We start from the raw sequence: 25,334 nt of genomic DNA, 5'->3' as shown, positions 1-25,334 counted from the left end.
GCGCCGCCGGGGCGGGGCGAATCGTCGTACCGCGGAAGGCAGTTGACGCTGCGACGACCGGGCCGGCCGACGGTCGGCACTACTACCCGGGGAGTAGTCCAGGAGCCGTCCGCAGGACTGACGTCCCTGTCGGCGGGGCGGTCTACTGTGCGGGCATGAGCGGGCATCGAATCACACGCGAGCGACTCGCCGACGCGGCCGGCGCGGTCGTGGCCGGCGCGATCACCGTGCTCGCCGCCGTGGCGGACGACCGTGCGGGGCCCCTCGACTGGGCGCTGATCGCGGCCGGTTCGCTGGCCATCGCCGCGCACCGCACCGCCCCGCGCGCGGTCCTCGCGGTCACCACCGGCTGCCTCCTCGCCGAAGTCCTCCACGCCGGGCCCGCGAGCACCCTGGCCATCCCCGTCGTGGGCGCGGTGCACACCGCGTCGCGGTCCGGACACCGGGGCACGGCCGCCGCGGCGGCCGCCGTCTTCCTCGGCGGCTACGCGGCGGCGGGTTCGGCCACCTCGGACATCACGCGCGAGACGCTGCTGCTCGCCGGCTGGTTCCTGTGCGCGGTGGTGACGGGCCTGGCCGACCGCAACTGGCAGGCGTATCTGCGCCAGACCGAACAGCGAGCACTGGAGGCCGAACGCACCCGGGAGGAGGCGGCGCTGCGCAGGGCCGGCGAGGAACGCCTGCGCATAGCGAGGGAGTTGCACGACTCCCTCACCCACAGCATCTCGATCGTCAAACTCCAGGCGGGCGTCGCCGTGCACCTGGCCCGCAAGCGCGGCGAGGAGGTGCCGCCCGCGCTGCTCGCGATCCAGGAGGCGAGCGGCGAGGCCATGCGCGAGCTGCGCGCCACGCTGGACGTGCTGCGCACCGACGAGCCGACCGGCACACCCGCACTGCTCGTGGAGCGGGCGCGGGCGGCGGGGCTCGCGGTCGATCTGACGGTGACGGGGGAGGAGCGGCGGCTGACGGAGACGGTCGGCCGGGCGATGTACCGCATCGTCCAGGAGGCACTCACGAACGCGGCACGGCACGCCGGCCCGGCCAAGGTCAGCGTCCAACTCGCGTACGGCGAGGGTGACGTGACGGTACGCGTCGAGGACGACGGCACCGCCGACCCGGCCTGTCCGCCCACCCCCGGCATCGGCCTCACCGGCATGCGCGAACGCGTCACCGCCCTCGGCGGCACACTGGACGCCTCCCCGCGCGAGGAGGGCGGATTCGCGGTGCTGGCGCGGCTGCCGCTGGGGGATTCGGGATGACGGACGACGTGATCCGGGTGGCGCTCGTCGACGACCAGGCGCTGATGCGGGCGGGCTTCCGGGCTCTGCTGGACGCCGAGGACGGCATCGAGGTGGTGGGCGAGGCCGCGGACGGCGAGCAGGGAGTGGCCCTGGTACGCGCCGAGGTCCCGGACATCGCGCTCGTCGACGTGCAGATGCCGGTGATGACGGGCATCGAGGCCACCCGCCGTATCGCGGCCGACCCGGCCCTGTCCGGCGTGCGCGTCGTGATCCTCACCAACTACGGCCTCGACAGTTACGTCTTCGAGGCGTTGCGCGCCGGTGCCAGCGGCTTCCTGCTCAAGGACACGGAGCCCGCCGACCTGCTCCAGGCCATCGAGGTCGTGGCGGGCGGCGAGGCACTGCTGTCACCGTCGGTGACGCGGACGCTGATCGGCGAGTTCGTGTCCCGGCCACCGGACCGTGCCACCGCACCCGGCCTGGAGTGCCTCACCCGCCGCGAACGCGAGGTCACGGCGCTGGCCGCGCGGGGGCTCACCAACGAGGAGATCGCCGAGCACATGGTCATCAGCCCGTTCACCGCCAAGACCCATGTGAGCCGCGCGATGACGAAGCTCGGCGCCCGCGACCGGGCCCAACTCGTCGTGTTCGCCTACGAGTCGGGACTGGTGACGGCACGCGGCCCGGCGGAGTGAGCCCTTCCGCGGAGGGCGCGTGCGAGGATCGGCGCGTGATCGCGATACGCCGCACCTCGTCCCGGTACGCCCTCCTATTCGGCGTGCTGGCGCTGTGCGCGAGCGGATGCGGGCTCTCCACCGAACTGGACCGTGAGCTCGACCCCGATCCCGAACGCCCGCCGGCCACGAGCCGGGCACCCGAGCCACCGCCCGCTCCACCGTCCGCTTCCGTGACTCCCGACGCCTCACCGTCGGTAAGGGTCCAGCCGCAGGAGGGCTGCCCGCCGTCCGGCGTGCGCTTCGGCACCGAACTCGTCAACGCCGCCATGGGACTGCGCGCGACGACCCTCACCCTGACCAACTGCTCGTCGAAGCCGTACGAGTTGAAGGGCTACCCCTCCGTCACGGTGCTCGACGAGTCGGGCGCGGCCATGAAGGGCGTGCGCACCGTCGAGGGCACGGACGAGGTGCCCATGGCCCCGGAGGACCCCGGCCCCCAGCCGCTGACCCTCGCTCCGGGCGAGACCGCCGGCGCGGCGCTGTACTGGCGGATGAACACCGGGAAGAGCACGTTCCTGCGCGTCGCACCCGGGAAGGGGGACGACGTCACGACTGTGCGCGCCGAGGACTACCTCGACATCGGCCCGGAGAACGTCCTGGGGACGACGGCGTGGAAGAAGATCCCCTGAAGGATTAACCGGTTGCGGGGTCCTGTCCGGGATCAGCAGCCTTGAGGCATGACTCAGTCACAGACCGCCACCGAGTCCCAACCACCCGCTCTGCGTTCGGAGATCCTTGCCTACTACGAGCGGGGAGAGGAGGATGCCCGCCTCAAACAGGGCGCCGGACGGCTGGAGTTCTGGCGCACCCAGGAGGTGCTGCGTCGGCTCCTTCCCGAGACGCCCGCGCGCGTGCTCGACGTCGGCGGCGGCAGCGGCGTGCACGCCGAGTGGCTTGCGGGCGACGGGTACGAGGTGGAGCTCGTGGACCCCGTACCGCTCCACCTCGAACAGTCCGCGCGGCTGCCAGGAGTCAGTGTCCGGCCCGGCGATGCCCGCGAGCTGCCTGCCGAGGACGCGGTGTACGACGTCGTGCTCCTGCTGGGACCCCTCTACCACCTGCCGGAGCGCGACGACCGGGTACGCGCACTCGGCGAGGCGCTCAGGGCGGTCAAGCCGGGTGGGCTGGTCGTCGCGGCCACGATCAACCGGTTCGCATGTCTCCACGACGGCCTTCAGCTGGGGCACTACTTCATGCCGGCGCGGCGCGCGCGGACCGACGCCGTCCTGGCCGACGGCCGTCACGTGCCCGTACCCGAGGACCCCCTCTTCACCACCGCGTACTTCGCGGACCCCGCCGAGGTCCCCGGCGAGTTCACCGACGCGGGCCTCGTGTGCGAGGGCCAGTACGGCGTCGAGGGCGTCGCCTGGCTGATGGGCGGCGTCGAGGAGTGGCTGGACGACCCCGAGCGGCGCGAGACCGTTCTCGCGGCGACCCGGCGGATCGAGTCCGAGCCGTCGCTGCTCGGTGTGAGCGGGCATCTGCTGACGGCGGGCAGGCGCCGGCCGTAGCCCGGGGGGCAGCCGACGGTCAGGGGCCGCCGATCGTCAGGGCAGCCGGCTTTCAGGGGGCGGACGGCCCGGTGCGCGCCCGGTGGCGGCGTACCGCGTCGCGGTTGGCGCAGCGTGGGGAGCAGTAGCGCTGTCTTCCGGTGCGGGAGGTGTCGGCGAAGATCGTGGCGCACTCGGACACGGCGCAGCGCCGCAGGCGGTGCATGCCCCGTCCCGACAGGTGCAGTGCGGTGCCCACGGAGATCAGTGAGAACAACAGGGAGCCGAGGGACAGCCGTTCGTCGCGGTAGTGCATGTGCCAGCCGGTTCCGGTGTGGTTGGTCATCCGCGGGTGGGCGGTGGACGCCGCCAGCATGTGGTTGAGCAGTCCGGCGCGCTCGTGCTCGTCCGTGGCGTCGACGACCTTCTCCCACGCGTCCAGTGCCTCCTGGGCGTGGTCGAGGTCGTGTGGTGTGACCGGGAGTTCCAGCACGAGCCCTGCTGCGCGACAGCGGTCCGCGAGTTCCTCGGCGTCGGCCGGGCGCCGGTTGGCCAGGTCCGCGGCCAGCTCCACGGCGTCCTGGCCGTAAGGGTTGAGATGCACAAGGTCATTACAGCAGCCTGGTCGGTATGCGACAACGCACCGGAGACCGGCCCGACGTACGGCAGGCCGTGGAGTACGACCTCGTGGAGCTCGTACGTCTGCAGGCCTCGCTGTTCGAGTTCACCCGCGCGTCGGCGGACGAGGAGTGGCTGGACGCCCTGGCCGTGGTGCTGAGGGAACAGCTGGCCATGGACAGCGTGCGCGTCCTCGTGGTGGGTGACGGTCACGACGGTCTCGCCGCCTGCGGCATCGGCGCCATCGAGCAACGGCTGCCCGGCCCGCACCTGCCCAACGGCCGGATCGGGCACGTGATCGGCGTGGTCACCGACCCGGCGCACCGGCGGCGTGGCCACGACCGCTCGATCAGGCGGGCACTGCTCGACTGGTTCCGGGAACGTGAGGTCGCCCGGGTGGACCTGCGCCCCTCCGTCGCTCCGCAGGCGCTGACGGAAACGTGACGCGGGCTTTACTGCGACGGGGTTGCAGCTGCCACAGCTGCGCACGAGGCTGAACGGGTCGCCGAGCAAGAAGCCGAACCGGTCGAACAAGCAGACACGCCGAGCACGAGAAGAAGGCACGCCCGTTCCCATGGCCACCCCTCCCCGTACCCTCGACCCGGCCATGGCAGCGAAGGGCCGTTCCTCATGGCGCCGCGTCCGCGCCTCGATGACACGACGGGAGTGGGCGAACCTCGGCGGTATGGCCGCGTTCATCCTGGCGCTGCACGTCATCGGCTGGTTCACGCTCGTGGTGATCGTCGCCCCCGAGCACTACCGCCTGGGTTCCGCGACCTTCGGCGTCGGGATGGGTGTCACCGCGTACACCCTCGGCATGCGGCACGCCTTCGACGCCGACCACATCGCCGCCATCGACAACACCACGCGCAAACTGATGAGCGAGGGACAGCGCCCGCTGTCGGTCGGCTTCTGGTTCTCGCTCGGCCACTCGAGCGTCGTCTTCGCCCTCACCTTCCTGCTCTCGCTCGGGGTCAAGGCGCTCACCGGACCGGTGCGGAACGACGAATCCCGGCTGCACGACCTCACCGGCTGGATCGGCACCACCGTCTCCGGGACCTTCCTGTACCTCATCGCGGTCATCAACCTGGTGATCCTGGCGGGGATCTGGAAGGTCTTCCGAGAGATGCGCTCCGGATCCTTCGACGAGGAGGCGCTGGAGCGGCAGTTGAACAACCGGGGCTTCATGAACCGGCTCCTCGGCCGGCTGATGAAGTCGATCACGAAGCCGTGGCAGATGTACCCGCTCGGCGTGCTCTTCGGCCTCGGCTTCGACACGGCGACGGAGGTCGCGCTGCTGGTGCTGGCGGGCTCGGGTGCGGTCTCCGGGCTGCCCTGGTACGCGATCCTCTGCCTGCCGGTCCTCTTCGCGGCCGGCATGTCGCTGCTGGACACGATCGACGGCTCGTTCATGAACTTCGCGTACGGGTGGGCGTTCTCCAAGCCGGTCCGCAAGGTCTACTACAACCTCATGATCACGGGCCTGTCGGTGGCCGTCGCGCTCATCATCGGCACGGTCGAACTGCTGGGCCTGATCGCCGAGAAGGCGGATCTGCACGGCCCGTTCTGGGACTGGGTCTCCGGGCTGGACCTCAACGTCATCGGCTACGTCGTCGTCGGGCTCTTCTTCGCCACGTGGGCGGTCGCCCTGCTGGTGTGGAAGGTCGCACGGATCGAGGAGAGGTGGACGGCGGACCTCGCCGGGCCCGCCGCCGAGCACGCGGCCGAGTGACCGGCCGGCGAGGGGGACACGGGGGACCGGTGTGACGCATGCCGACAGCCCGGCTGGGCAGGTCCTGAGCGCTGGTCGGACCGACCGACGCGCGCGAACAGCGAGGTGAGAGCTGTATGTTCACCACCCGGCCCACCCTCTCGGGCACCTTCGGCATGGTGTCCTCCACACACTGGCTCGCCTCGCAGTCGGCGATGGCAGTCCTGGAGGACGGCGGCAACGCGTACGACGCGGCCGTGGCCGCTGGTTTCGTGCTGCACGTCGTCGAACCCCACCTCAACGGCCCGGCGGGCGAGGTCCCGATCATCCTCGCCCCGGCAGGCGGCGAGGTCAGGGTGCTGTGCGGGCAGGGCGTCGCGCCCGCCGGGGCCACGATCGAGCACTACAGGGGACTCGGTCTGGACCTCGTACCCGGCACCGGACCGCTCGCGGCGGCCGTGCCGGGCGCCTTCGACGCCTGGATGCTGTTGCTGCGCGACCACGGGACGAAGTCCCTGGCCGACGTCCTGAAGTACGCCATCGGGTACGCGGAGGACGGGCACGCGCCCGTGGAACGTGTCGGTGAGACCGTCGAGACGGTCCGTGTCCTCTTCGAGGAGGAGTGGCACTCGTCGGCCGAGGTCTACCTGCCCGGCGGGAAGGCCCCGCGCGCGGGTGAGCTGCTGCGCAACCCGGCGCTGGCCGCCACCTGGAAGCGGCTGCTCGCCGAGGTGTCGGGCGCGGGGGACAGGGTGGCCGAGATCGAGGCGGCACGGCAGGTGTGGCGGTCAGGCTTCATCGCCGAGGCGCTGGTGCGGCAGGCCGCGCGGCCCACGACGGACACCAGCGGCGAGCGCCACGCCGGCACGCTCACGGCCGCCGACCTGGCGTCCTGGTCCGCGTCCTACGAGCCGCCGGTGACCTACGACTGGAACGGCTGGACCCTGTGCAAGGCGGGCCCCTGGAGCCAGGGCCCGGTACTGCTGCAGCAACTCGCGCTCCTGCCGGCCGAGCTGCCGCGCTACGGGTCGGCCGAGTACGTGCACCTGCTCGTCGAGGGATGCAAGCTCGCGATGGCCGACCGGGAGGCCTGGTACGGGGACGCGGCCGAGGCGCCCGTCGCCGACCTTCTGTCGGAGGAGTACAACGCCGGGCGGCGTGCGCTCGTCGGCGAGTCGGCGTCGTACGAGCTGCGACCCGGCAGCCCCGGAGGGCGCGCGCCGCGGCTGAGCGCCCACGCGCGCGTGGTGGCGAGGGACGAACCCGGCCCTGGTGTGCTGGGCGTCGGCGAGCCGACGGTCGCGAAGAGCCCGCTGTCGCCGGTCCCGGGTGAGCCGGACGTCGCTGAGGACGGTGGCACCCGCGGCGACACCTGCCACCTGGACGTCGTCGACCGCTGGGGCAACATGGTCGCGGCCACGCCCAGCGGAGGCTGGCTCCAGTCGAACCCGGTGGTGCCCGAGCTCGGCTTCCCGCTCGGCACCCGGCTGCAGATGACGTGGCTGGACGAGGGCCTGCCGAACTCCCTCACCCCCGGCCGCCGGCCGCGCACCACGCTCACGCCGTCGCTCGCGCTGCGCGACGGGGTGCCGGTCATGGCGTTCGGCACGCCCGGCGGCGACCAGCAGGACCAGTGGCAGCTGCACTTCTTCCTCGCGGTCGCCCTGCGCCCCCACGTCCGCGGCGGCCTCGACCTCCAGGGCGCGATCGACGCGCCGAACTGGCACAACGACTCCTTCCCCGGCTCCTTCTACCCCCGCGGCATGCGCCCCGGCAGCGTCACGGTCGAGTCCCGCATGCCGTCCGGGATCGTCGAGGAACTACGGCGGCGCGGACACGACGTACTGGTCGGTGACCCCTGGTCCGAGGGCCGCCTGTGCGCGGTCGCCCGCGACCCGGAGACCGGCGTGCTGTCCGCGGCGGCGAACCCACGGGGGATGCAGGGGTACGCGGTCGGCCGCTGAGCGCCAGTCCGTACGTCTCCGTCGCCCTCGCGCCCCTACGCCCTCGTGCCCCCACGCCCCCGGGCTCCCGGTATTCACGGTGATTCCACCCGGAGTGCACCGTACGGGCAGGGATTGTCAGTGACACGTGCTCTCATGGAGGCATGATCGAAGACAGTGAAACCATCGACGAGTTTCTCGCCCGGCACGTCACCGATGTCGAGGAGGCCGTCCGCAAGGCGGCCGCCGCCGAGATCATGCCGCGATTCCGTCAGCTCGCGGCGCACGAGGTGGACCAGAAGAGCGGCCCGCACGACCTGGTGACGGACGCCGACCGCAAGGCCGAGCTGTATCTGACGGAGGCGCTCACCGAGCTGCTGCCCGGTTCCGTCGTGGTCGGCGAGGAGGCGGTGCACGCCAACCCGGCGTCGTACGAGGCGATTCAGGGCGAGGCCCCGGTGTGGATCGTCGACCCCGTGGACGGCACCCGCCAGTTCGTCCGCGGCGAGCCCGGCTTCTGCACCATGGTCGCGCTCGCCCGGCACGGCGTCCTCCTGGCCTCCTGGATCTACGCTCCGGCCCTCGACCTCGTCGCCGTCGCGGTACGGGGCGGGGGCGCCACCCTCGACGGCGAGCCCCTGCGGGCCGGCTCACCCGTGCCGGGGGAGGACCTGCGGGTGGCCCACTCCCACCCGGACTACACGACCGACGAGCAGAAGCGGGCCCTCCTCGGCCTGCGCACCGACGGAGTCGCCGCGCGCCCGTGCGGCTCGGCCGGCCTGGAGTATCTCGCCATCGCACGCGGTGAGTTGGAGGCCACGGCCTTCTCCTGGGAAGCGGCGTGGGATCACGCCGCGGGCATCCTCCTGGTAGAGGAGGCGGGCGGTACGCACCTGACCCGCACGGGCGAACCGTTCCGTGTCACCGGGGACAACGCCCTGCCGTTCACCGCCGCCCGGGACGAGGACACGGCGCGCCGGGTGCTGGACCTGCTGTCGGACGGAGCCTGAGCAGCGGGGCAGGGCCTGTCGCCCGCCGCGCGCCCACCCGTGGCCCGGCCCTGTCGGTCCCCCGGCATATCCTGATCCCGAGTGGCCATCGGCTGACGAAGGAGTCCGAAGGTGCCGTCGATGCTCGATGCGGTCGTGGTGGGTGCGGGGCCGAACGGACTGACGGCTGCCGTGGAGCTGGCCCGCCGGGGCTTCTCCGTGGCCGTGTTCGAGGCGCGCGGCACCGTGGGCGGGGGAGCCCGTACCGAGGAGCTCACCCTGCCCGGCTTCCGGCACGACCCGTGCTCGGCCGCGCACCCTCTGGGTATCAGTTCGCCCGCGTTCGACGCGATGCCCCTAGGGCGGTACGGCCTGGAGTGGCTGCACGCCGAGCGGCCCATGGCCCACCCGTTCCCCGACGGCACGGCGGCGGTGCTGGCCCGGTCGGTGGCCGAGACGGCGGCCTCGTTCGGACCGCGTGACGCCGGGTCGTACCGCAGGCTGGTCGAGCCGTTCCTACCCAGGTGGGACACCCTGGTCCGCGACTTCATGTCGCTGCCGCTGACCTCCCTGCCACGCGACCCGGTCACCCTGGCCCGCTTCGGCCTGGTCGGGCTGCCGCCCTCCACCTGGCTGACGCGCCGCTTCCGCGACGAGCGTGCCAAGACCCTGTTCGCCGGCCTCGTCGCCCATGTCATGGCGCCACTCGACGGCCTCGCCACCGGCGCCGTCGGCCTGGTCTTCGCGCTGGCCGCCCACGCCCGCGGCTGGCCCGTGGCCCGCGGCGGCTCGCAGTCCATCTCGGACGCGCTGACCGCGTACCTGAAGGACCTCGGCGGCACCGTCCACACCGACTACGAGGTCAAGCGCCTCGACGACCTGCCGCCCGCGCGCGCGTACGTCTTCGACACCTCACCCGCCGCCCTGGCCCGGATCGCGGGCTTCGGCCGCTACTACGAGTCGTACCGGTACGGGGCGAGCGTCTTCAAGGTCGACTACGCGCTCGACGGCCCCGTGCCGTGGACCGCCCCGGAGGCGCGCGGCGCCGGCACCGTCCAGGTCGCGGCCGGGGAGTCCGAGATCGGCGCCGCCCTGTACGCGGCATCCCGCACGGACCGCGCACCGGACCCGCCCTTCCTGATCACCGTGCAGCCCAGCGTCGCCGACCCCACCCGCGCCCCCGAGGGCAAGCACGTCTTCTGGGCGTACGGCCATGTGCCGAACGGCTGGACCGGGGACCTCACGGACGCGATAGAGCGTCAACTGGAGCGTTTCGCACCGGGGTTCCGCGACCGCGTCCTGGCCCGCGCGACCGCCGGTCCGCCCGAACTGGCCGCGCGCAACGCCAACTACGTCGGTGGGGACATCGCGTGCGGCGCCGCCTCCGGTCTGCAGCTCCTGCTCCGGCCCAAACTCTCCCTGTTCCCGTACGGCACCCCGCATCCCTCGGTCTTCATCTGCTCCTCGGCGACCCCGCCGGGACCCGGTGTGCACGGCATGTCGGGGCACAACGCGGCCAAGGCGGTGTGGCGGCGGCTGCGGACGCAGCCCAAATGAGCCACTTTTACACGGAGTTGGCGGTACCCGAAAAGGGTAATCCCTGTCGCCTATGTCACTTCGTTTACACACTGGTAGTTAACTGAGAGTTCAAGGGGCCGCGAGTAAGGTGCGGTTATGAAAGATCGGAAAGCGGTTTCCCGCTTCGGATCCCGGTCTGCCGTGCGCCTCGCCGACCTCGCGCTCCTCGTCAGGGCGCCGGCCGCGCTGAGCGTCCCTGGCGACGTGATCGCGGGAGCGGCCGCCGCCGGACGCCCGCTGGGTGCCCGCACGTTCGGAATCATCGGTTCGTCCGTCTGCCTCTACTGGGCGGGCATGGCCCTCAACGACTACGCCGACGCCACCGTGGACGCCGTCGAACGCCCGGACCGCCCGGTCCCCTCGGGTCGTGTGCCCCGGCGTACCGCGCTCGCCGTGGCCGGCGGGCTGACCGCCGCGGGCCTCGGTCTCGCGGCCGCCGCCGGGGGCCGACGGAGCCTGGCGGCGGCGCTCCCGCTGACGGGGCTGGTCTGGGCGTACGACCTGAAGCTCAAGTCCACTCCGGCCGGCGCGGCGGCCATGGCCGGGGCCCGCACCCTGGACGTCCTGGCCGGGGCGCTCGCCGCCGGTACCGCCCACGGATCGAGCAGTAACGTTTCGGCGGCTGTCGCGCTGCGCAGGGGCGCCGTCCCCGCAGCCCTCGTCGGCGCCCACACCTACACGCTGACCGCCCTGAGCAGGCACGAGATCTCCGGCGCCCCCGCGCGCCTCCCGGCCACGACCCTCGCCGTCTCCACGGCGACGGCACTGGCCACCGCGCTCCCCGCCATCAGGGCGGGCGTCTCCGCCGGGCGCGGCGCGGCCACGCACCGCCGCACCGCCTTCCGCACCGGCCTCGTCGCCGCGGGCGCCCTCGCCTACCTGGGCACGTACGGAACGGCCCAGGCACGCGCCGCGCGCGAGCCCTCCGGCGAGAACGTACGGCGGGCCGTGGGCGCCGGAATCCTCGGGCTCATGCCCCTGCAGGCGGCCCTCACCGCACGCGGCGGCGCACCGGTGGTCGCCGCCGCGCTCGGTGCCGTCCACCCTCTCGCCCGCCGGCTGGCCCGGCGTATCTCCCCCACCTGACCCCGCGCGATCTCCCCACCTGACCGCGCCCGATCCCCCTCCCACGCCACCCCACTCCACTCCACTCCTCCCCCCACCGACACCTCCGTGTGAGGAACCGTCCGTATGACACCTCCCCCCACCCCTCTCACTCCTCTCAGGTTCGGCTACGGCACCAACGGCTTCACCAACCACCGCCTGACCGACGTCCTCGCCGTCCTCGCCGACCTCGGCTACGACGGAGTGGCCCTCACCCTCGACCACGGGCACCTCGACCCGTACGCCGACGACCTGCGCCGACGCGTGGCCGTGGTCGCCCGGCACCTGTCGCGGCACGGGCTCGACGTCACCGTCGAGACCGGTGCCCCCTACTTCCTGGACCCCTGGGGCAAGCACCTGCCCACACTGATGTCGGACGGGTCCGAGCTCAGGATCGACCTGCTGCGGCGCGCCGTGCGCATCGCCGCCGACCTCGGCTCGCCGACCGTCCACCTGTGCAGCGGCCCCGCGCCGGACCGGCTGCCGGAGGAGGACGCGTTCAAGCGCCTCGCGGCGGGCGTCGAGACGGTCCTCGACACCGCGCAGCGGTACGGCGTGGCGCTGGCCTTCGAGCCGGAGCCGTACATGTTCGTCGACACCGTGGAGCGCTGCCTGGAACTCTCCGAACGCGTCGGCGGGCACGAGCTGTTCGGGATCACCCTGGACGTGGGCCACGCGTACTGCGTGGAGGAGCGGTCCCTGCTCGACTGCGTGCGGCTGGCCGCCCCACGGCTGCGGAACGTGCAGATCGAGGACATGCGCCGCGGCGTCCACCAGCACCTGGAGTTCGGCGCCGGCGAGATCGACTTCCCTCCCGTGCTGGCCGCCCTGCGCGACCTCGGGCACCGCGGTCTGGTCTCCGTCGAGATCCAGGGCGGCTCGCTCGACGCCCCCGACGTCGCCCGCCGTTCGATCGAGTTCCTGCGCGCGGCGACGGCGTAGGCACCGAGTCCCCCGAAGTTCGTCCCACGATCCCCGGCCCACGCCTCTCCACGGGAGGTTCCTCCCCATGGCTGTCACACCCTCGGCCCTCGCCGTGCCCCCGGCCGACCCCCGTTCCGCCCTGCACTCCGTGCTGGACGACACGGCCCGTACCCGGCTCGACCGAGCCGCCGCCGAAACAGCCGCGGAACCCGCCGCGATCCGAAGGCTCTTCCCCGCCGTACGAAGACGCTGCGGGCACACCCGCCTCGATGGCCACTGGACCGTCGACGAAGCGGCTCGCGCGGTCCTGCTCACCGCACTGCCCCTGCGGGGCCCGGCACTCGCCGACGAGGTGACCCGCCTGCACCGGCACGGCGACCCGGCGGAACAACGGGCCGTCCTGCGCTCGCTGCCGCTCCTCGACGTGGGCGACCTCGCCCTCCCGATCGTCCGCGAGACCCTGCGCGGCAACGACACCACGCTGATCGAGGCCGCCCTCGGGCCGTACGCCGCCGATCGCCTCCCGGACGCCGAGTACCGCCAGGCCGTCCTGAAATGCGTGTTCTGCGAGATCCCGCTGAACCGCGTCGCCGGGCTCGACACCCGTGCGGACCGCGAACTGGCCCGGATGCTCGCCGACTTCATGCACGAACGGATCGTCGCCGGACGGGACGTCCCCCCGGATCTGTGGCCCCTGGTGCGTTCCTTCCCGGCCGTCATCGGGGACGAACTCGCCTCCGCACAGCAGCAACTCGAGGAAGAAGCCTGACCGTGCGCATCTTCGACCCGCACATCCACATGACCTCCCGGACCACCGACGACTACGAGGCGATGTACGCGGCCGGGGTCCGTGCCGTCGTCGAGCCCGCCTTCTGGCTGGGCCAGCCCCGAACCTCGCCCGAGAGCTTCTACGACTACTTCGACTCGCTGCTGGGCTGGGAGCCGTACCGTGCCGCCCAGTTCGGCATCCAGCACTTCTGCACGATCGCGCTCAACCCCAAGGAGGCCAACGACCCCCGCTGCACGCCGGTCCTCGACGAACTCGACCGTTACCTCGCCAAGGACGGAGTGGTCGCCGTCGGGGAGATCGGCTACGACTCGATGACACCCGAGGAGGACGAGGCGCTGGCCCGCCAGCTCCAGCTCGCCATCGCGCACGACCTGCCCGCCCTCGTGCACACCCCGCACCGCGACAAGGCCGCCGGCACCCGGCGCACCCTGGACGTCGTCCGCGAGTCGGGCATCGCCCCCGAACTCGTCGTCCTCGACCACCTCAACGAACTCACCGTCGGCATGGTCCTCGACAGCGGCTGCTGGGCCGGTTTCTCGATCTACCCGAAGACCAAGATGAGCGAGGACCGCATGGTCGAGATCCTCAAGGAGCACGGGACAGAGCGCGTACTTGTCAACTCGGCGGCCGACTGGGGCCGTTCGGACCCGCTCAAGACACGCAGGACGGCCGACGCGATGCTCGCCGCCGGGTTCGGCCAGGACACGGTCGACCAGGTGCTGTGGGACAACCCCGTCGCCTTCTACGGGCAGAGCGGACGCCTGGACCTGGACGGGACGCTCGACGAGCCCAAGCCGGACGAGCCGTCGTCCTTCGAGGGCAACTCGATCCGGCGCGGGGGAGCGTGAGCGGCCCATGCGCTTCCTGCACCCGGACGGAACCACCGTCCACCTCGGCTATCGAACACTTGCCCAGTGCACCACCCTTCAGGGTGGAGGTGTGGGGCATCCTGTCCGTAGCTGCCCGGAGGGGCGCAGTGGCATGGCTAAGATCGCCTTGTCCGACAACGGAGTTGTGGGGCCTACCGCCGGACGGGCGGGAAGTCAGGCCTGCGGAGGCCGTGTAAGACCGACCCTCACCGGTTGGCAGTGGCCTGTGAAACAGGAACCCGTGGTGGTACCGCGTAGCGGTACGGACCGGAATCTCCTGCCCTCGGGCAGGAGAGGGCGTCAATGCAGCAATGTGCACCAGGCGGAGGACCTTAACGGCGTCATCTCCCAGCTCGCCGACTATGCCGAGCCGCGAGCGGCTCGGCATAGGGCTGTGGCTGGACCGTTCCGTCGTCACCGAACTCGTTGCGAACCCAGGTGCGTTGAAGCGGCTGAGGGCCGAACTGCGGTCATGCGGCCTGGAGACCCTCACCCTCAACGCCGTGAGCTGGGCGGCCTCGACCCCGACCGGCTCGGCGTCTGTCTCGACGCCTGCCACCTCGCCGTCCAGTTCGAGCAGCCCGCCGCGGCCCTGCGCCGGCTCTCCGATGCCGGGCTGCCCGTGGTCAAACTCCAGGCGTCCTGCGCCGTCGAGGCCCACGACCCCGCGGACCCGGCCGCCCGGTCGGCGCTGGGACGGCTCGCCGAGCCCCGGTTCCTGCACCAGACCCGTACGACGACCGCCGACAGGGTCCTCGGAGTCGACGATCTGCCCGACGCCCTGGACGGCGGGCTGCCCGACGACACCGGCCCGTGGCGCGTCCACTTCCACGCCCCGCTGCACACCCTGCCCGAACCCCCGCTGCGCACAACGGCCGACCAGCTCGGACACGTCCTCGCCGGACTGCTCGGCGGGTCCTCCGCCGACTGCGACCACATCGAGGTCGAGACCTACACCTGGTCCGTCCTCCCCGAGCCGCCCGCCGACCTGGCCGGAGGCATCGCCGCCGAACTCGACTGGGCCCGCGACCGGTTGACGGAGCTCGGGCTGAAGGAGAACCCCTCATGACCGATTCCGCCACCCGTGTGGTCGTCCTCGACATCGTCGGCCTCACCCCGAAGCTGCTGAAGCACATGCCCGCCGTCGCCGCCCTCGGCGAACGCGGCTTCCGGGCCCGCCTCGACACCGTGCTCCCCGCCGTCACCTGCACCGTCCAGTCCACGCTCCTCACCGGCGAACCCCCGTCCGGGCACGGCGCCGTCGCCAACGGCTGGTACTTCCGCGACCTCGGCGAAGTCCTCCTGTGGCGCCAGCACAACGCGCTCGTCGGCGGCGAGAAGATCTGGGAGACCGCCCGCAGGTCCGCCCCCGGCTACACGGTCGCCAACGTCTGCTGGTGGTACGCCATGGGCGCCGACGTCGACTGGACCGTCACCCCACGGCCCGTCTACTACTCCGACGGCCGCAAGGAACCCGACTGCTACACCTGGCCGCCGTCCCTGCACGACGAACTCACCGACCGACTCGGCCCGTTCCCCCTCTTCACCTACTGGGGCCCGAACGCCGGGATGCCCTCCACCCAGTGGATCCTGGGCGCCGCCCGCCAGGTCTTCGACGAACACCAACCCGACCTCACCCTCGTCTACATCCCCCAGCTGGACGACGAACCCCAGCGCTCCGGCCCCGACTCGCCCGCCACCGCCCGGGCCGCCCGCCAACTCGACGACGCGCTGCGCCCGTTGATCGACCACTTCCTGCGCGAGGGCGCGACCGTCGTGGCGCTCAGCGAGTACGGCATCACCCCCGTCTCCCGCCCCGTCGACATCAACCGCGCCCTGAGGCGGGCCGGACTGCTCCAGGTGCACACCCAGGACGGCATGGAGTACCTCGACCCCTGGACGTCCCGCGCCTTCGCGGTCGCCGACCACCAGATCGCCCACGTCTACGTACGCGACCCGGCCGACGAGGAGACGGCCCGGAAGATCGTCGGCGAACTCGACGGCGTGGAGCGGGTGCTGGACGCCAAGGGCAAGGCCGCACACGGACTCGACCACGAGCGCTCCGGCGAACTCGTCGCCGTCGCCGACCACGACGCCTGGTTCACCTACTACTACTGGCTGGACGACGACCGCGCCCCGGACTTCGCCCGCCAGGTCGAGATCCACCGCAAGCCCGGCTACGACCCCGCCGAACTCCTCTACGACGAGACCGTCCCCGCCGTGAAGCTGCGCGCCGTCGGCCAGGTGGCCCGCAAGAAGCTCGGCATGCGGTACCGCATCCGTACGGTCCCCCTGGACCCGTCCGGTGTCCGCGGCAGCCACGGGCGCCTGCCGGAGGACCCGGACCACGGGCCCGTACTCCTCTGTTCGGAACCGGGCCCGGCACATGCGGAGTTCGCGGCGACAGAAGTCAAATCGCTGCTGCTGCGGCTCGCGGGACTGGCGGTGGAAGGAGACGCGCAATGACCACCCCCACCCCCAGGTACCCGGCCCTGCCCACCGTCCGTCCGCTTCTCGACCCGGCTCCCGAGTACGCCGAGTGGCGTGAGGGAGAGCCGATACGGCGGGTGACGGTCTGGGGCGAGAACAGCCCCTGGCTGATCACTCGGCACGAGGACGCCCGCGCCGTGCTCGCCGACCCCCGCCTCAGCGCCGACGCGACCCTGCCCGGCTTCCCCGGGCTGCGGCCGCAGGCGCAGGCGCACGCACCCGGCAAGTTCTCCATGATGGATCCGCCGGACCACACGCGGGTGCGCCGCATGCTGATCCCGGATTTCACGTTCCGCCGCATCGAGCGGCTGCGGCCCGCCATCCAGCGGATCTGCGAGAACCTGCTCGATGCCATGACCGCGGACGGCGCCACCGAGGCCGACCTGGTCGAGGCGTACGCGCTGCCGCTTCCCACGCTCGTCATCTGCGAACTTCTCGGCGTGCCGTACGAGGACCACGATTTCTTCCTGCGCCAGTCGAGGACCATGACCAGCCTCGTCGGTGACCCGGATGAGGCGATGGCGGCGCGAAAGGCCCTCCACGGCTACCTGGGGGAACTCGTGGCCGCCCGGATCCGGGAACCCGCCGACGACCTGATCTCCCGGTTGGCGAGAGACCGGGTCGCTACCGGCGAGGCCACGGCGGCGGAGGCGGTCGGGATGGCGTCGCTGCTGCTGGTGGGGGGACACGAGACGACGGCGAACATGTTCCCGCTGGCCGTGGTCGCCCTGCTGCGCCACCCCGAACAACTGGCCGCCCTTCGCACCGACGCGTCCCTGTGGCCCGGCGTCGTGGAGGAGCTGCTGCGGTATCTGAGCGTGGCCCACTCGGGGATGCGGCGGATCGCGACCGAAGACGTCGAGGTGGGCGGGGTCCGCATCCGGGCGGGTGAGGGCGTCGTCGTCGCCCTCCAGGCCGCCAACCGCGACCCCGACGTCTACACCGCCCCCGACACGCTCGACATCCGCCGCGACGCGAGCGGACACGTCGCCTTCGGCCACGGACCCCACCAGTGCATCGGCCAGTCCCTGGCCCGTGCCGAACTCCACCTCGGCCTGTCCACCCTCGTCCACCGCCTGCCCACCCTGCGCCTGACCGTCCCACTCGATGACCTGCCCGTCTCGACAAGCGCCGTCCACGGCGTCCCCACCCTCCCCGTCACCTGGTGAAGGAGAACTCCATGTCCACCGTCGCACTCAACGAGACCGTCCTGAAGAACACCCGTCCGGAAGTGGAGCAGTGGCTCTCCGAGTTCGTCGAACGCCACAGCGGCTTCGTCGGCTCCGTCCATCTGGCCGAGCCCGCCGAGGAGGGCGAGATCGTGCTCGTCGCCGCCCACAACCTGCCGCCTTCCGTGGTGAACGGCGCCGCCGTCGTCGTCATCGGCAAGGGCATGGCCGGGGTCACCGCCGAGCGCAAGGCCCCGATCGGCATTACCGACCTCCAGACCGACAACTCGGGCGTCGCACGGCCGCCGGCCCGCGTCTCCGGCTCGAAGGGCTCGGTCACCCTCCCCGTCTTCGCGCCGGACGATCCCACCAGGATCGTCGCCGTGGTCGGCCTGGGCTTCCCGGAGCCCCGTGAGTTCACGGAGGAGGAGATCGCGCGGTACAAGGAGGACGCGGCGACGGTCCTGACCGCCGCACAGGCCTAACCGACGGTGCAGTCCGACGAGGGCGAACCCGGGAGGCCGACCCCGGGTTCGCCCCCTCCCGGTGCCGAACTGGTATAGAGGCACCCATGACCGCCATCTCACTCATCCAGGGCGACATCACCCAGCAGTCCGTCGACGCCGTCGTCAACGCGGCGAACTCCTCCCTCCTCGGTGGCGGAGGCGTCGACGGCGCCATCCATCGCAAGGGCGGGCCCGCGATCCTCGACGCGTGCCGTGACCTTCGGGCCTCCCGGTACGGCAGGGGCCTGCCCACCGGCCAGGCGGTCGCCACCACGGCGGGCAACCTGGACGCGCGCTGGGTGATCCACACCGTGGGCCCGCGGTTCGCCCCGGGAGAGGACCGCTCGGAGCTGCTGGCTGCCTGCTATCGGGAGTCGCTGCGGGTCGCGGACGAACTGGGCGCCCGTACCGTCGCCTTCCCGGCCGTCTCCGCCGGAATCTACGGGTGGCCCATGGAGGACGCCGCCCGCATCGCGGTGGAGACGGTACGGGCGACCGGCACCGCGGTCGAGGAGGTCACGTTCGTCCTCTTCGACGAGCAGGCGTACGCGGCGTTCGCCCGGCAACTCGGATAGCCGTGCCCGCGCTCCAACTCATGGCGCGGCGCACGCGCGTTGGCATAGCGTTGACCAGGTGAGCGACAACTTCTCCGGGCTCGACGGGATCGAGCTGGCGGACGCAGTCCAGGCCGTACGGGACGAACTGCTCGCCGCCGCGGCGCGCGGGACGGGGCGTGACCTGCGCTTCGAGGTGGGGGACATCAACCTGGAGTTCACGGTCGAGCTGCGCCGTGACGTACGCGTGAAGTCCGGTGTGCGTGCCTGGGTGATCTCGGCCGACGCCGACGCCGGCCGGTCCACGGGGCGCACCCACCGGGTCAGCTTCACCCTCCGGCCCAAGGACGCGCGGACGAACGGCGGTTGGGAGGTCGGCAACGACGCGCCCGCCGACACCTCGGCCTTCGGCCGGACCGAGTAGGGCGGGTGACGCGCGGTGTCCTCCCCCAGCAAGGAGCGCATCGCCGCCGTCCTGGGTGACGCTCGCCAGGGCAGCGGATACCTCCTCACGCCCCGGGTGGTCCTGACCGCCGCCCATGTCGTCGTCGGCAGCGACAGCACGCACGTCACCGTCCCCGGGGGCCGGGGGCGGATCGTCTGCCGCCTGGTCTGGGACGGAACCCACGAGGACTGCGACGTGGCGCTGCTGCTCGCCGACGACGACCTGGTCGAGCCCGGCGTCTCCGCCGACTGGGAGCCGGTGCGCTGGGGCCAGACCAGCGACCTGCGACCGCGCCCCAACTGCCAGGCCATCGGGTACCCCGCCGTGCAGCGCGGGGGAGCGGGTCAGCTGGACAGCGAGCAGCTGGTCGGGACGCTCAAACCGGGGTCGAGCATGGTGCGCGGCGGATACGTGGTCGACCTCGACCACACGCCGCCGGCACCGCAGGGCGACGGCGGCTCACCGTGGGCGGGGATGTCGGGAGCGGCCCTCTTCGACGGAGAGCTGCTGGTGGGCGTCGTGACCACCGATCCCGACGGCTGGCAGCACGGTCGTCTCACGGCTGTCCCCGCGACCGCGATCCACATCGTCGCGGGGTTCTACGACGCCTACCTCGAACACCTCGGCAAACTGCCCACGATGGTGGACGCGGGACGCACACGCGCACCGCGCACCGGCTTCGAGTCCGACTACCGCTCGTACGTCGTGCAGAACTACGGCGAACTCCGTGTCTTCGGGCTCGACTTCAGCCGCGGCGACCATGGGCAGTGGCCCCTCGACACCGCCTATCTGAGCCTGGAACTGTCCCACCAGAGCGGCCAGGACCGCGCCGACTTCCTGGAGACGGCCCCCAGACACGAGGTGTCCAGTGGCCGTCAGCGCGTCGAGGCGGCTCTCTCCGGAAGAACCCGGGTGCTGCTGCGCGGCCAGGCCGGATCCGGGAAGAGCACCCTCGTGCAGTGGCTGGCGATCACCGCGGCCCGGGACGAGTTCAGCTACCGCCTCGGCCACCTCGACGACTGCGTGCCCTTCGTGCTGCCGCTGCGGACACTGATCAGACGGGGCGAACTGCCCGGGCCCGCCGACTTCCTGGCCGCCACCGGGACCCCGCTGAGCCCGCCGCCCGACTGGGTCGAGCAGGTGATGCGCTCCGGCCGCGCCCTGCTCCTCATCGACGGCGTGGACGAGATCCCGGAACGCGACCGCGAACGAACCCAGCAGTGGCTCACCGGACTGCTCGCCGCCTACCCGGACTGCAACTGCGTCATCACCACCCGCCCCGCCGCGGTGAGCGAGGGCTGGCTGGCACGCCGGGACTTCACCGAACTGAATCTGCTCCCGATGAACCAGCAGGACGTCGAGGCCTTCGTGGGGCGCTGGCATCTGGCCGCGTTCGGGGAGAGCGACGAGGCCGCCCCGGAGCGGGACCGGTACGCCGAGCGGCTGCTGGACACCCTGCGCCGCAAGCGGGATCTGGCCCGGCTGGCCACCAACCCGCTGATGTGCGCGATGATCTGCGCGCTGCACCGCGACCGCCGTACCTATCTGCCGGAGAGCCGGATGGAGTTGTACGGCGCGGCGCTCACCATGCTGCTGGTCCGCCGTGACAAGGAACGCGACGTGGGCGCCCCCGAGGGCTTCGACATCCCGGAGGACGCGCAGCGACAGCTCCTGCAGGAGTTCGCCTGGTGGCTCATCCGCAACGGCCAGACCGAGGCGGAGCAGGACAGGGTGGTCAGGCTGATCGAGCGGCTGCTGCCCGGGATGCCCAACGTGGCGCCGCCCGAACGGGCACCGCACGTCCTGCGGCACCTCGTGCGCCGGAGCGGGCTGCTGCGTGAACCCACCCCGCAGACCGTCGACTTCGTCCACCGCACCTTCCAGGACTACCTCGGGGCGAAGGCGGCGGTCGAGGCCCAGGACCTCCCGCAGGTCACGGAGCACGCCGCCGACCCCCAGTGGGAGGACGTGGTCCGGATGGCCGTGGGCCACGGCCGCCCCGACGAACGGGCCATGCTGATCGGCGGACTGCTCGACCGGGGAGACGCCGCACCGGACGACGAGATCCGTACCCGGCTCCATCTTCTCGCCGCCGCCAGCCTGGAACACGCCACGATGCTGGCGCCTCAGGTGCGGTCGCGGGCGGAGGCCCGGGCGGCCGCGCTGGTCCCTCCCCGGGACTCCGAAGCCGCGAAGAAGCTGGCGAGCGCGGGCCCCATCGTGCTGGATCTCCTTCCGGACCCGGACCAGCTCGACGACAGGGAGGCTGTGGCCTCCGCGGAGACCGCCGGGCTGATCGGGGGCGAGCACGCCTTCCAGATTCTGCGGCGGTTCCGGGACCACCCGAACGCCCTCGTACGGCAGAGGGTGGTTGATGCCTGGAGTTCGTTCGACGACCATCGGTTCGCCGACGAGATCCTTTCCGCGATGGACCTGGCCGATGCCCGCGTCACCGTGGGCACCGACTCCCAGCTGTCCGCGCTCGACCGGGTCGGCCGCGTGATGACGCTGGAGATCAACGGCTCCTTCCCGGGAGAACGCATGGCGCCCGGGCTCCTCGCCACGGAGCCCGCGGAGCTGCGACTGGTGAGCAACGACTCCTTCCGGGACCTCGGCTTCCTGGAGGGCTGCGCGCCGCGCCTTCGGTCACTGGGCCTCGTCGACTGCGGCAGCCTCAAGGACTACTCGCGCATCCGCGACGTGAGCATGGAACGGCTGCAGCTGGAGATGATGCCGATAGGGCCCGACATGAGCCCTCTCGCCGAGCTCGGGGATCTGACGTCGCTCTCCCTCAACAGCCGCCAGCCCTGGGGGACACTGACGACGATGCCGCTGCCTCCGGGGCTGCGGGCCCTCACCCTGGGGCCGTCGACTCTGCGCGCACCGTCGCTCGACGGCATCGAACGCTGGCCGCGCCTGACGAGGCTGCAGCTGGCCGCCGGCGCCGACTCGCTCTTCGATCCGGACGAGTTGCGGAAACTGGTGGCGCTGCCCGAGCTCACGGAGCTGGATATCGCTCTTGCCCATGTCTCCCGCCTCGCGGAACTCCGTCTGCCGCCGCTTGCGCACGTCCAGTCCCTGCGTCTGACGGCCGAAGTCCACGGCCGCCTGCATTTCGACGAGCTGTTGGAGGTGTTTCCCGGTCTGCGGACGCTGACCGCCCAGGTGTACCACCGCTCTCTCGCCACCCTGGACGCGGACGTGTCTGCCTTGCGGGCCGTCCCCTCCTCCGCCGTCACGATCGACGCGTCCGGGAAGGTCCGGCTGACCGGAGAGAAGGGACTGCCGAGCGGAAGTCACGTGAGGATCCACAGCGACCACGACGACCACGACGACCACGACGAAACGGGCCTTCCCCGCGAGAAGTACGCGGGGAAGGCCCGTTTCGGCCTTCGGTGGCCTCGCTCGTCCTAGCGGTCGCCCGGGCGACCACCGGAACGCATCAGGCGAGGCGTCGTGTCAGATGAGGTGCCGGCTCAGACGAGGTCGAACCGGTCGAGGTCCATGACCTTGGCCCACGCCACGACGAAGTCCTTCACGAACTTCGCCTTGGCGTCGTCGCTCGCGTAGACCTCGGCGACCGCGCGCAGCTCGGAGTTCGAGCCGAAGACGAGGTCGGCACGGGTGCCGGTCCACTTGACCTGGCCCGAGGCGTCGCGACCCTCGAAGGTCGTCTGGTCCTCGGACGTCGACTTCCACGTCGTACCCAGGTCGAGCAGGTTGACGAAGAAGTCGTTGGTCAGCTTGCCCGGGGTCTCGGTGAGGACACCGTGCGTCGAGCCGCCCTGGTTGGCACCGAGGACGCGCAGGCCGCCGACGAGGACGGTCAGCTCGGGGGCGCTCAGGGTGAGCAGGTTGGCGCGGTCGAGCAGCAGGAACTCGGCCGGCAGGCGGTTGCCCTTGCCGAGGTAGTTGCGGAAGCCGTCCGAGGTCGGCTCCAGCGCGGCGAAGGACTCCGCGTCGGTGTGCTCCTCGGTGGCGTCCACACGGCCCGCGGTGAAGGGGACCTCCACGGCGACGCCCGCGTCCTTGGCGGCCTTCTCGACCGCGGCGGAACCACCGAGGACGATGAGGTCGGCCAGGGAGACCTTCTTGGCGCCGGAGTTGAACTCGGCCTGGACGCCCTCGAGGACGCGCAGGACGTGGGTGAGCTCGTCAGGGTTGTTGACCTCCCAGTCGCGCTGCGGCTGCAGGCGGATGCGGGCGCCGTTGGCACCGCCGCGCTTGTCGCTGCCGCGGAACGTCGAGGCCGACGCCCACGCGGTGGACACGAGCTGAGAGACCGTCAGGCCCGAGTCGAGGAGCTTGGCCTTCAGGGCCGTGACGTCGGCGGCGTCGAGGGTCTCGCCCTCGGCCTGCGGCAGCGGGTCCTGCCACAGCAGCGTCTCCGCCGGGACCTCCGGGCCGAGGTACAGGGACTTCGGGCCCAGGTCACGGTGGGTCAGCTTGTACCAGGCGCGGGCGAAGGCGTCCGCGAACTCGGCCGGGTTCTCGTGGAAGCGCTTCGAGATCGGGCCGTAGATCGGGTCGAAGCGCAGCGAGAGGTCGGTGGTGAGCATCGTGGGCAGACGCTTCTTCGACGCGTCGTGCGCGTCGGGGATGATCGCCTGGGCGTCCTTGGCCACCCACTGGTTGGCGCCGGCGGGGCTCTGCGTGAGCTCCCACTCGTAGCCGAAGAGGATGTCGAAGAAGTCGTTGCTCCACTGGGTGGGCTTGGTGGTCCAGGTGACCTCCAGACCACTGGTGATGGCGTCACCGGCCTTGCCGGAGCCGTAGGTGGACCTCCAGCCCAGGCCCTGCTCCTCCATGGAGGCGGCCTCGGGGTCGTTGCCGACCGCGTCGGCCGGACCGGCGCCGTGGGTCTTGCCGAAGGTGTGACCACCGGCGATCAGGGCGACGGTCTCCTCGTCGTTCATCGCCATGCGGCGGAACGTCTCGCGGATGTCGCGGGCCGCGGCGATCGGGTCCGGGTTGCCGTTCGGGCCCTCGGGGTTGACGTAGATGAGGCCCATCTGGACGGCGCCGAGCGGGTTCTCCAGCTCGCGGTCGCCGGTGTAGCGCTCGTCGCCCAGCCAGGTGGTCTCGGGACCCCAGTAGACGTCCTCGTCGGCCTCCCAGACGTCGGCGCGGCCGCCGCCGAAGCCGAAGGTCTCGAAGCCCATCGTCTCCAGAGCGACGTTGCCCGTGAGGATCATGAGGTCGGCCCAGGAGATGGACTGGCCGTACTTCTTCTTCACCGGCCACAGCAGACGGCGGGCCTTGTCGAGGTTGCCGTTGTCCGGCCAGCTGTTCAGCGGCGCGAAGCGCTGCTGCCCGCGGCCGCCACCGCCGCGGCCGTCGCTGATGCGGTAGGTGCCGGCGCTGTGCCAGGCCATACGGACCATCAGCGGGCCGTAGTTGCCGAAGTCCGCGGGCCACCAGTCCTGCGAGGTGGTCAGTACCTCGGCGATGTCCCGTTTCACGGCGTCCAGGTCGAGGGCCTGGAAGGCCTCGGCGTAGTCGAACTCCTCACCGAGAGGGTTCGCGACGACCGGGTCCTTGGCGAGGATCTTCAGGTTCAGTCGCTCCGGCCACCACTGGCGGTTGCCGCCGCCCTGCGTCGGGTGCGGGGCGCGCCCGTGCGCGACCGGGCAGCCACCCGTGCCCTCGGCCTTGGGGTCGGTGACGATTGCATCAGGGTTCTCAGCCATGAAAAACCTTCCGGGCTAGGTGGATCACGGTGCTCAGTCACCGCGGGGGGTTGAACAGTCGGGGCACAGGCCCCAGTAGATGACCTCGGCCTCGTCGATCGAGAAGCCGCGGTTGTCCGACGCGGTCAGACAGGGGGTGTGGCCGACCGCGCAGTCGACGTCGGCGACGACACCGCACGACCGGCACACGAGGTGGTGGTGGTTGTCCCCGACACGTCCCTCGAAGAGGGCCGGGCTGCCGGGGGGCTCGATGCGGCGTACGAGTCCCGCCGTCGTGAGCGCGTGGAGCGCCTCGTAGACGGCTTGGAGGGAGATGTGGCCGACGCGCTCGCGTACCCCGGAGGCGACCGTCTCGACATCGAGGTGGTCACCGTCGCGGACGGTTTCGAGCAGCGCGACGCGGGCGGCCGTCACCCGCAGGCCGGCACCGCGCAGCTCCTCGGCGGTGGTCGGGGTCTGGGGCGCAGTCATGGCGCCAAACCTACC

The 25,334-nt window shown here is 71.7% G+C and carries 22 protein-coding genes and 1 pseudogene; 20 read left to right on the top strand and 3 right to left on the bottom strand.

Annotated features, from left to right (window positions below; translation table 11 throughout):
- The first annotated feature begins 155 nt into the window (after window positions 1-155).
- Genes AB0959_RS31615 through AB0959_RS31600 form a run of 4 tightly spaced genes read left to right on the top strand, consistent with a single transcriptional unit; the run spans window position 156 to window position 3,489 of the window.
- A complete protein-coding gene (locus AB0959_RS31615) occupies window positions 156-1,259 on the top strand; it encodes a sensor histidine kinase (protein ID WP_366830090.1) in 1,104 nt (367 codons plus the stop codon).
- On the top strand, window positions 1,256-1,936 hold the full coding sequence (locus tag AB0959_RS31610) for a response regulator transcription factor (RefSeq protein ID WP_366830089.1): 681 nt from the start codon (window positions 1,256-1,258) through the stop codon (window positions 1,934-1,936). The genes AB0959_RS31615 and AB0959_RS31610 overlap by 4 nt, the downstream gene beginning before the upstream one ends.
- Before the next feature lie 35 nt (window positions 1,937-1,971).
- Complete coding sequence (locus tag AB0959_RS31605; protein ID WP_366830088.1) at window positions 1,972-2,607, top strand: DUF4232 domain-containing protein; 636 nt, start codon at window positions 1,972-1,974, stop codon at window positions 2,605-2,607.
- Between the two features lie 48 nt (window positions 2,608-2,655).
- A complete protein-coding gene (locus AB0959_RS31600; RefSeq protein WP_366830087.1) occupies window positions 2,656-3,489 on the top strand; it encodes a methyltransferase domain-containing protein in 834 nt (277 codons plus the stop codon).
- Window positions 3,490-3,541: 52 nt separating this feature from the next.
- Here the strand turns inward: AB0959_RS31600 and AB0959_RS31595 are convergent, their stop codons facing one another.
- Entirely contained in the window at window positions 3,542-4,072 is a 531-nt protein-coding gene (locus AB0959_RS31595) for a CGNR zinc finger domain-containing protein (RefSeq protein WP_366830086.1), read from the bottom strand.
- 26 nt (window positions 4,073-4,098) lie between these two features.
- Here AB0959_RS31595 and AB0959_RS31590 point away from each other — a divergent pair, with 26 nt between their 5' ends.
- The 16 genes and pseudogenes from AB0959_RS31590 to AB0959_RS31515 all read left to right on the top strand — a co-directional run bounded on the left by AB0959_RS31590 (window position 4,099) and on the right by AB0959_RS31515 (window position 22,572).
- A complete protein-coding gene (locus tag AB0959_RS31590) occupies window positions 4,099-4,530 on the top strand; it encodes a GNAT family N-acetyltransferase (protein WP_366830085.1) in 432 nt (143 codons plus the stop codon).
- 130 nt (window positions 4,531-4,660) lie between these two features.
- Window positions 4,661-5,818 (top strand): HoxN/HupN/NixA family nickel/cobalt transporter, encoded by a 1,158-nt coding sequence (locus tag AB0959_RS31585; protein ID WP_366830084.1) that lies wholly within the window; start codon window positions 4,661-4,663, stop codon window positions 5,816-5,818.
- 116 nt (window positions 5,819-5,934) lie between these two features.
- A complete protein-coding gene (locus tag AB0959_RS31580) occupies window positions 5,935-7,761 on the top strand; it encodes a gamma-glutamyltransferase (RefSeq protein WP_366830083.1) in 1,827 nt (608 codons plus the stop codon).
- Between the two features lie 143 nt (window positions 7,762-7,904).
- Window positions 7,905-8,750, top strand: coding sequence for an inositol monophosphatase family protein (locus AB0959_RS31575; protein ID WP_366830082.1), 846 nt, complete (start codon window positions 7,905-7,907; stop codon window positions 8,748-8,750).
- A 120-nt stretch (window positions 8,751-8,870) separates the two neighbouring features.
- On the top strand, window positions 8,871-10,286 hold the full coding sequence (locus AB0959_RS31570) for an NAD(P)/FAD-dependent oxidoreductase (RefSeq protein WP_366830081.1): 1,416 nt from the start codon (window positions 8,871-8,873) through the stop codon (window positions 10,284-10,286).
- 117 nt (window positions 10,287-10,403) lie between these two features.
- A complete protein-coding gene (locus AB0959_RS31565) occupies window positions 10,404-11,393 on the top strand; it encodes an SCO3242 family prenyltransferase (RefSeq protein ID WP_366830080.1) in 990 nt (329 codons plus the stop codon).
- Window positions 11,394-11,498: 105 nt separating this feature from the next.
- A complete protein-coding gene (locus tag AB0959_RS31560) occupies window positions 11,499-12,353 on the top strand; it encodes a sugar phosphate isomerase/epimerase family protein (protein WP_366830079.1) in 855 nt (284 codons plus the stop codon).
- Window positions 12,354-12,420: 67 nt separating this feature from the next.
- The gene (locus AB0959_RS31555; protein WP_366830078.1) at window positions 12,421-13,104 is read left to right on the top strand and encodes an EboA domain-containing protein; all 684 of its coding nucleotides are present in this window, start codon (window positions 12,421-12,423) and stop codon (window positions 13,102-13,104) included.
- 2 nt (window positions 13,105-13,106) lie between these two features.
- On the top strand, window positions 13,107-13,973 hold the full coding sequence (locus tag AB0959_RS31550; protein ID WP_366830077.1) for a TatD family hydrolase: 867 nt from the start codon (window positions 13,107-13,109) through the stop codon (window positions 13,971-13,973).
- Between the two features lie 298 nt (window positions 13,974-14,271).
- A pseudogene (locus AB0959_RS31545) lies at window positions 14,272-15,063 on the top strand (hypothetical protein).
- Window positions 15,060-16,460 (top strand): nucleotide pyrophosphatase/phosphodiesterase family protein, encoded by a 1,401-nt coding sequence (locus AB0959_RS31540; protein ID WP_366830076.1) that lies wholly within the window; start codon window positions 15,060-15,062, stop codon window positions 16,458-16,460. The pseudogene AB0959_RS31545 and the gene AB0959_RS31540 overlap by 4 nt, the downstream one beginning before the upstream one ends.
- Entirely contained in the window at window positions 16,457-17,653 is a 1,197-nt protein-coding gene (locus AB0959_RS31535; protein ID WP_366830075.1) for a cytochrome P450, read from the top strand. Before AB0959_RS31540 ends, AB0959_RS31535 begins: the two co-directional genes overlap by 4 nt.
- Before the next feature lie 11 nt (window positions 17,654-17,664).
- The gene (locus AB0959_RS31530) at window positions 17,665-18,138 is read left to right on the top strand and encodes a GAF domain-containing protein (protein WP_366830074.1); all 474 of its coding nucleotides are present in this window, start codon (window positions 17,665-17,667) and stop codon (window positions 18,136-18,138) included.
- Between the two features lie 86 nt (window positions 18,139-18,224).
- On the top strand, window positions 18,225-18,734 hold the full coding sequence (locus AB0959_RS31525; RefSeq protein WP_366830073.1) for an O-acetyl-ADP-ribose deacetylase: 510 nt from the start codon (window positions 18,225-18,227) through the stop codon (window positions 18,732-18,734).
- A gap of 58 nt (window positions 18,735-18,792) precedes the next feature.
- Window positions 18,793-19,137 carry a trypco2 family protein gene (locus tag AB0959_RS31520; protein WP_366830072.1) on the top strand — a complete coding sequence of 115 codons (345 nt, stop codon included), beginning with the start codon at window positions 18,793-18,795 and terminating at the stop codon, window positions 19,135-19,137.
- Between the two features lie 15 nt (window positions 19,138-19,152).
- Window positions 19,153-22,572 carry an NACHT domain-containing protein gene (locus AB0959_RS31515; RefSeq protein WP_366830071.1) on the top strand — a complete coding sequence of 1,140 codons (3,420 nt, stop codon included), beginning with the start codon at window positions 19,153-19,155 and terminating at the stop codon, window positions 22,570-22,572.
- 62 nt (window positions 22,573-22,634) lie between these two features.
- Here the strand turns inward: AB0959_RS31515 and katG are convergent, their stop codons facing one another.
- Window positions 22,635-24,848 carry a catalase/peroxidase HPI gene (katG, locus tag AB0959_RS31510; RefSeq protein WP_366830070.1) on the bottom strand — a complete coding sequence of 738 codons (2,214 nt, stop codon included), beginning with the start codon at window positions 24,846-24,848 and terminating at the stop codon, window positions 22,635-22,637.
- 33 nt (window positions 24,849-24,881) lie between these two features.
- Entirely contained in the window at window positions 24,882-25,319 is a 438-nt protein-coding gene (locus tag AB0959_RS31505) for a Fur family transcriptional regulator (protein ID WP_366830069.1), read from the bottom strand.
- Window positions 25,320-25,334 lie beyond the last annotated feature (15 nt).

The organism is Streptomyces sp. NPDC046862, from assembly GCF_040704615.1.
In the GTDB taxonomy this organism is placed as follows: Bacteria; Actinomycetota; Actinomycetes; order Streptomycetales; family Streptomycetaceae; genus Streptomyces.
The sequence above is the reverse complement of the archived record's forward strand: the minus strand, read 5'-3'. Positions and strand labels throughout refer to the sequence as shown.

Bases quoted from the DNA above. Each gene is read 5' to 3' on its own strand.
- AB0959_RS31575 (WP_366830082.1), top strand. From the start codon at position 7,905: ATGATCGAAGACAGTGAAACCATCGACGAGTTTCTCGCCCGGCACGTC.
- AB0959_RS31600 (WP_366830087.1), top strand. From the start codon at position 2,656: ATGACTCAGTCACAGACCGCCACCGAGTCCCAACCACCCGCTCTGCGT.
- AB0959_RS31560 (WP_366830079.1), top strand. From the start codon at position 11,499: ATGACACCTCCCCCCACCCCTCTCACTCCTCTCAGGTTCGGCTACGGC.
- AB0959_RS31535 (WP_366830075.1), top strand. From the start codon at position 16,457: ATGACCACCCCCACCCCCAGGTACCCGGCCCTGCCCACCGTCCGTCCG.
- AB0959_RS31525 (WP_366830073.1), top strand. From the start codon at position 18,225: ATGACCGCCATCTCACTCATCCAGGGCGACATCACCCAGCAGTCCGTC.
- AB0959_RS31615 (WP_366830090.1), top strand. From the start codon at position 156: ATGAGCGGGCATCGAATCACACGCGAGCGACTCGCCGACGCGGCCGGC.
- AB0959_RS31610 (WP_366830089.1), top strand. From the start codon at position 1,256: ATGACGGACGACGTGATCCGGGTGGCGCTCGTCGACGACCAGGCGCTG.
- AB0959_RS31565 (WP_366830080.1), top strand. From the start codon at position 10,404: ATGAAAGATCGGAAAGCGGTTTCCCGCTTCGGATCCCGGTCTGCCGTG.
- katG (WP_366830070.1), bottom strand. From the start codon at position 24,848: ATGGCTGAGAACCCTGATGCAATCGTCACCGACCCCAAGGCCGAGGGC.
- AB0959_RS31570 (WP_366830081.1), top strand. From the start codon at position 8,871: ATGCTCGATGCGGTCGTGGTGGGTGCGGGGCCGAACGGACTGACGGCT.
- AB0959_RS31540 (WP_366830076.1), top strand. From the start codon at position 15,060: ATGACCGATTCCGCCACCCGTGTGGTCGTCCTCGACATCGTCGGCCTC.
- AB0959_RS31585 (WP_366830084.1), top strand. From the start codon at position 4,661: ATGGCCACCCCTCCCCGTACCCTCGACCCGGCCATGGCAGCGAAGGGC.
- AB0959_RS31530 (WP_366830074.1), top strand. From the start codon at position 17,665: ATGTCCACCGTCGCACTCAACGAGACCGTCCTGAAGAACACCCGTCCG.
- AB0959_RS31555 (WP_366830078.1), top strand. From the start codon at position 12,421: ATGGCTGTCACACCCTCGGCCCTCGCCGTGCCCCCGGCCGACCCCCGT.
- AB0959_RS31505 (WP_366830069.1), bottom strand. From the start codon at position 25,319: ATGACTGCGCCCCAGACCCCGACCACCGCCGAGGAGCTGCGCGGTGCC.
- AB0959_RS31590 (WP_366830085.1), top strand. From the start codon at position 4,099: ATGCGACAACGCACCGGAGACCGGCCCGACGTACGGCAGGCCGTGGAG.
- AB0959_RS31580 (WP_366830083.1), top strand. From the start codon at position 5,935: ATGTTCACCACCCGGCCCACCCTCTCGGGCACCTTCGGCATGGTGTCC.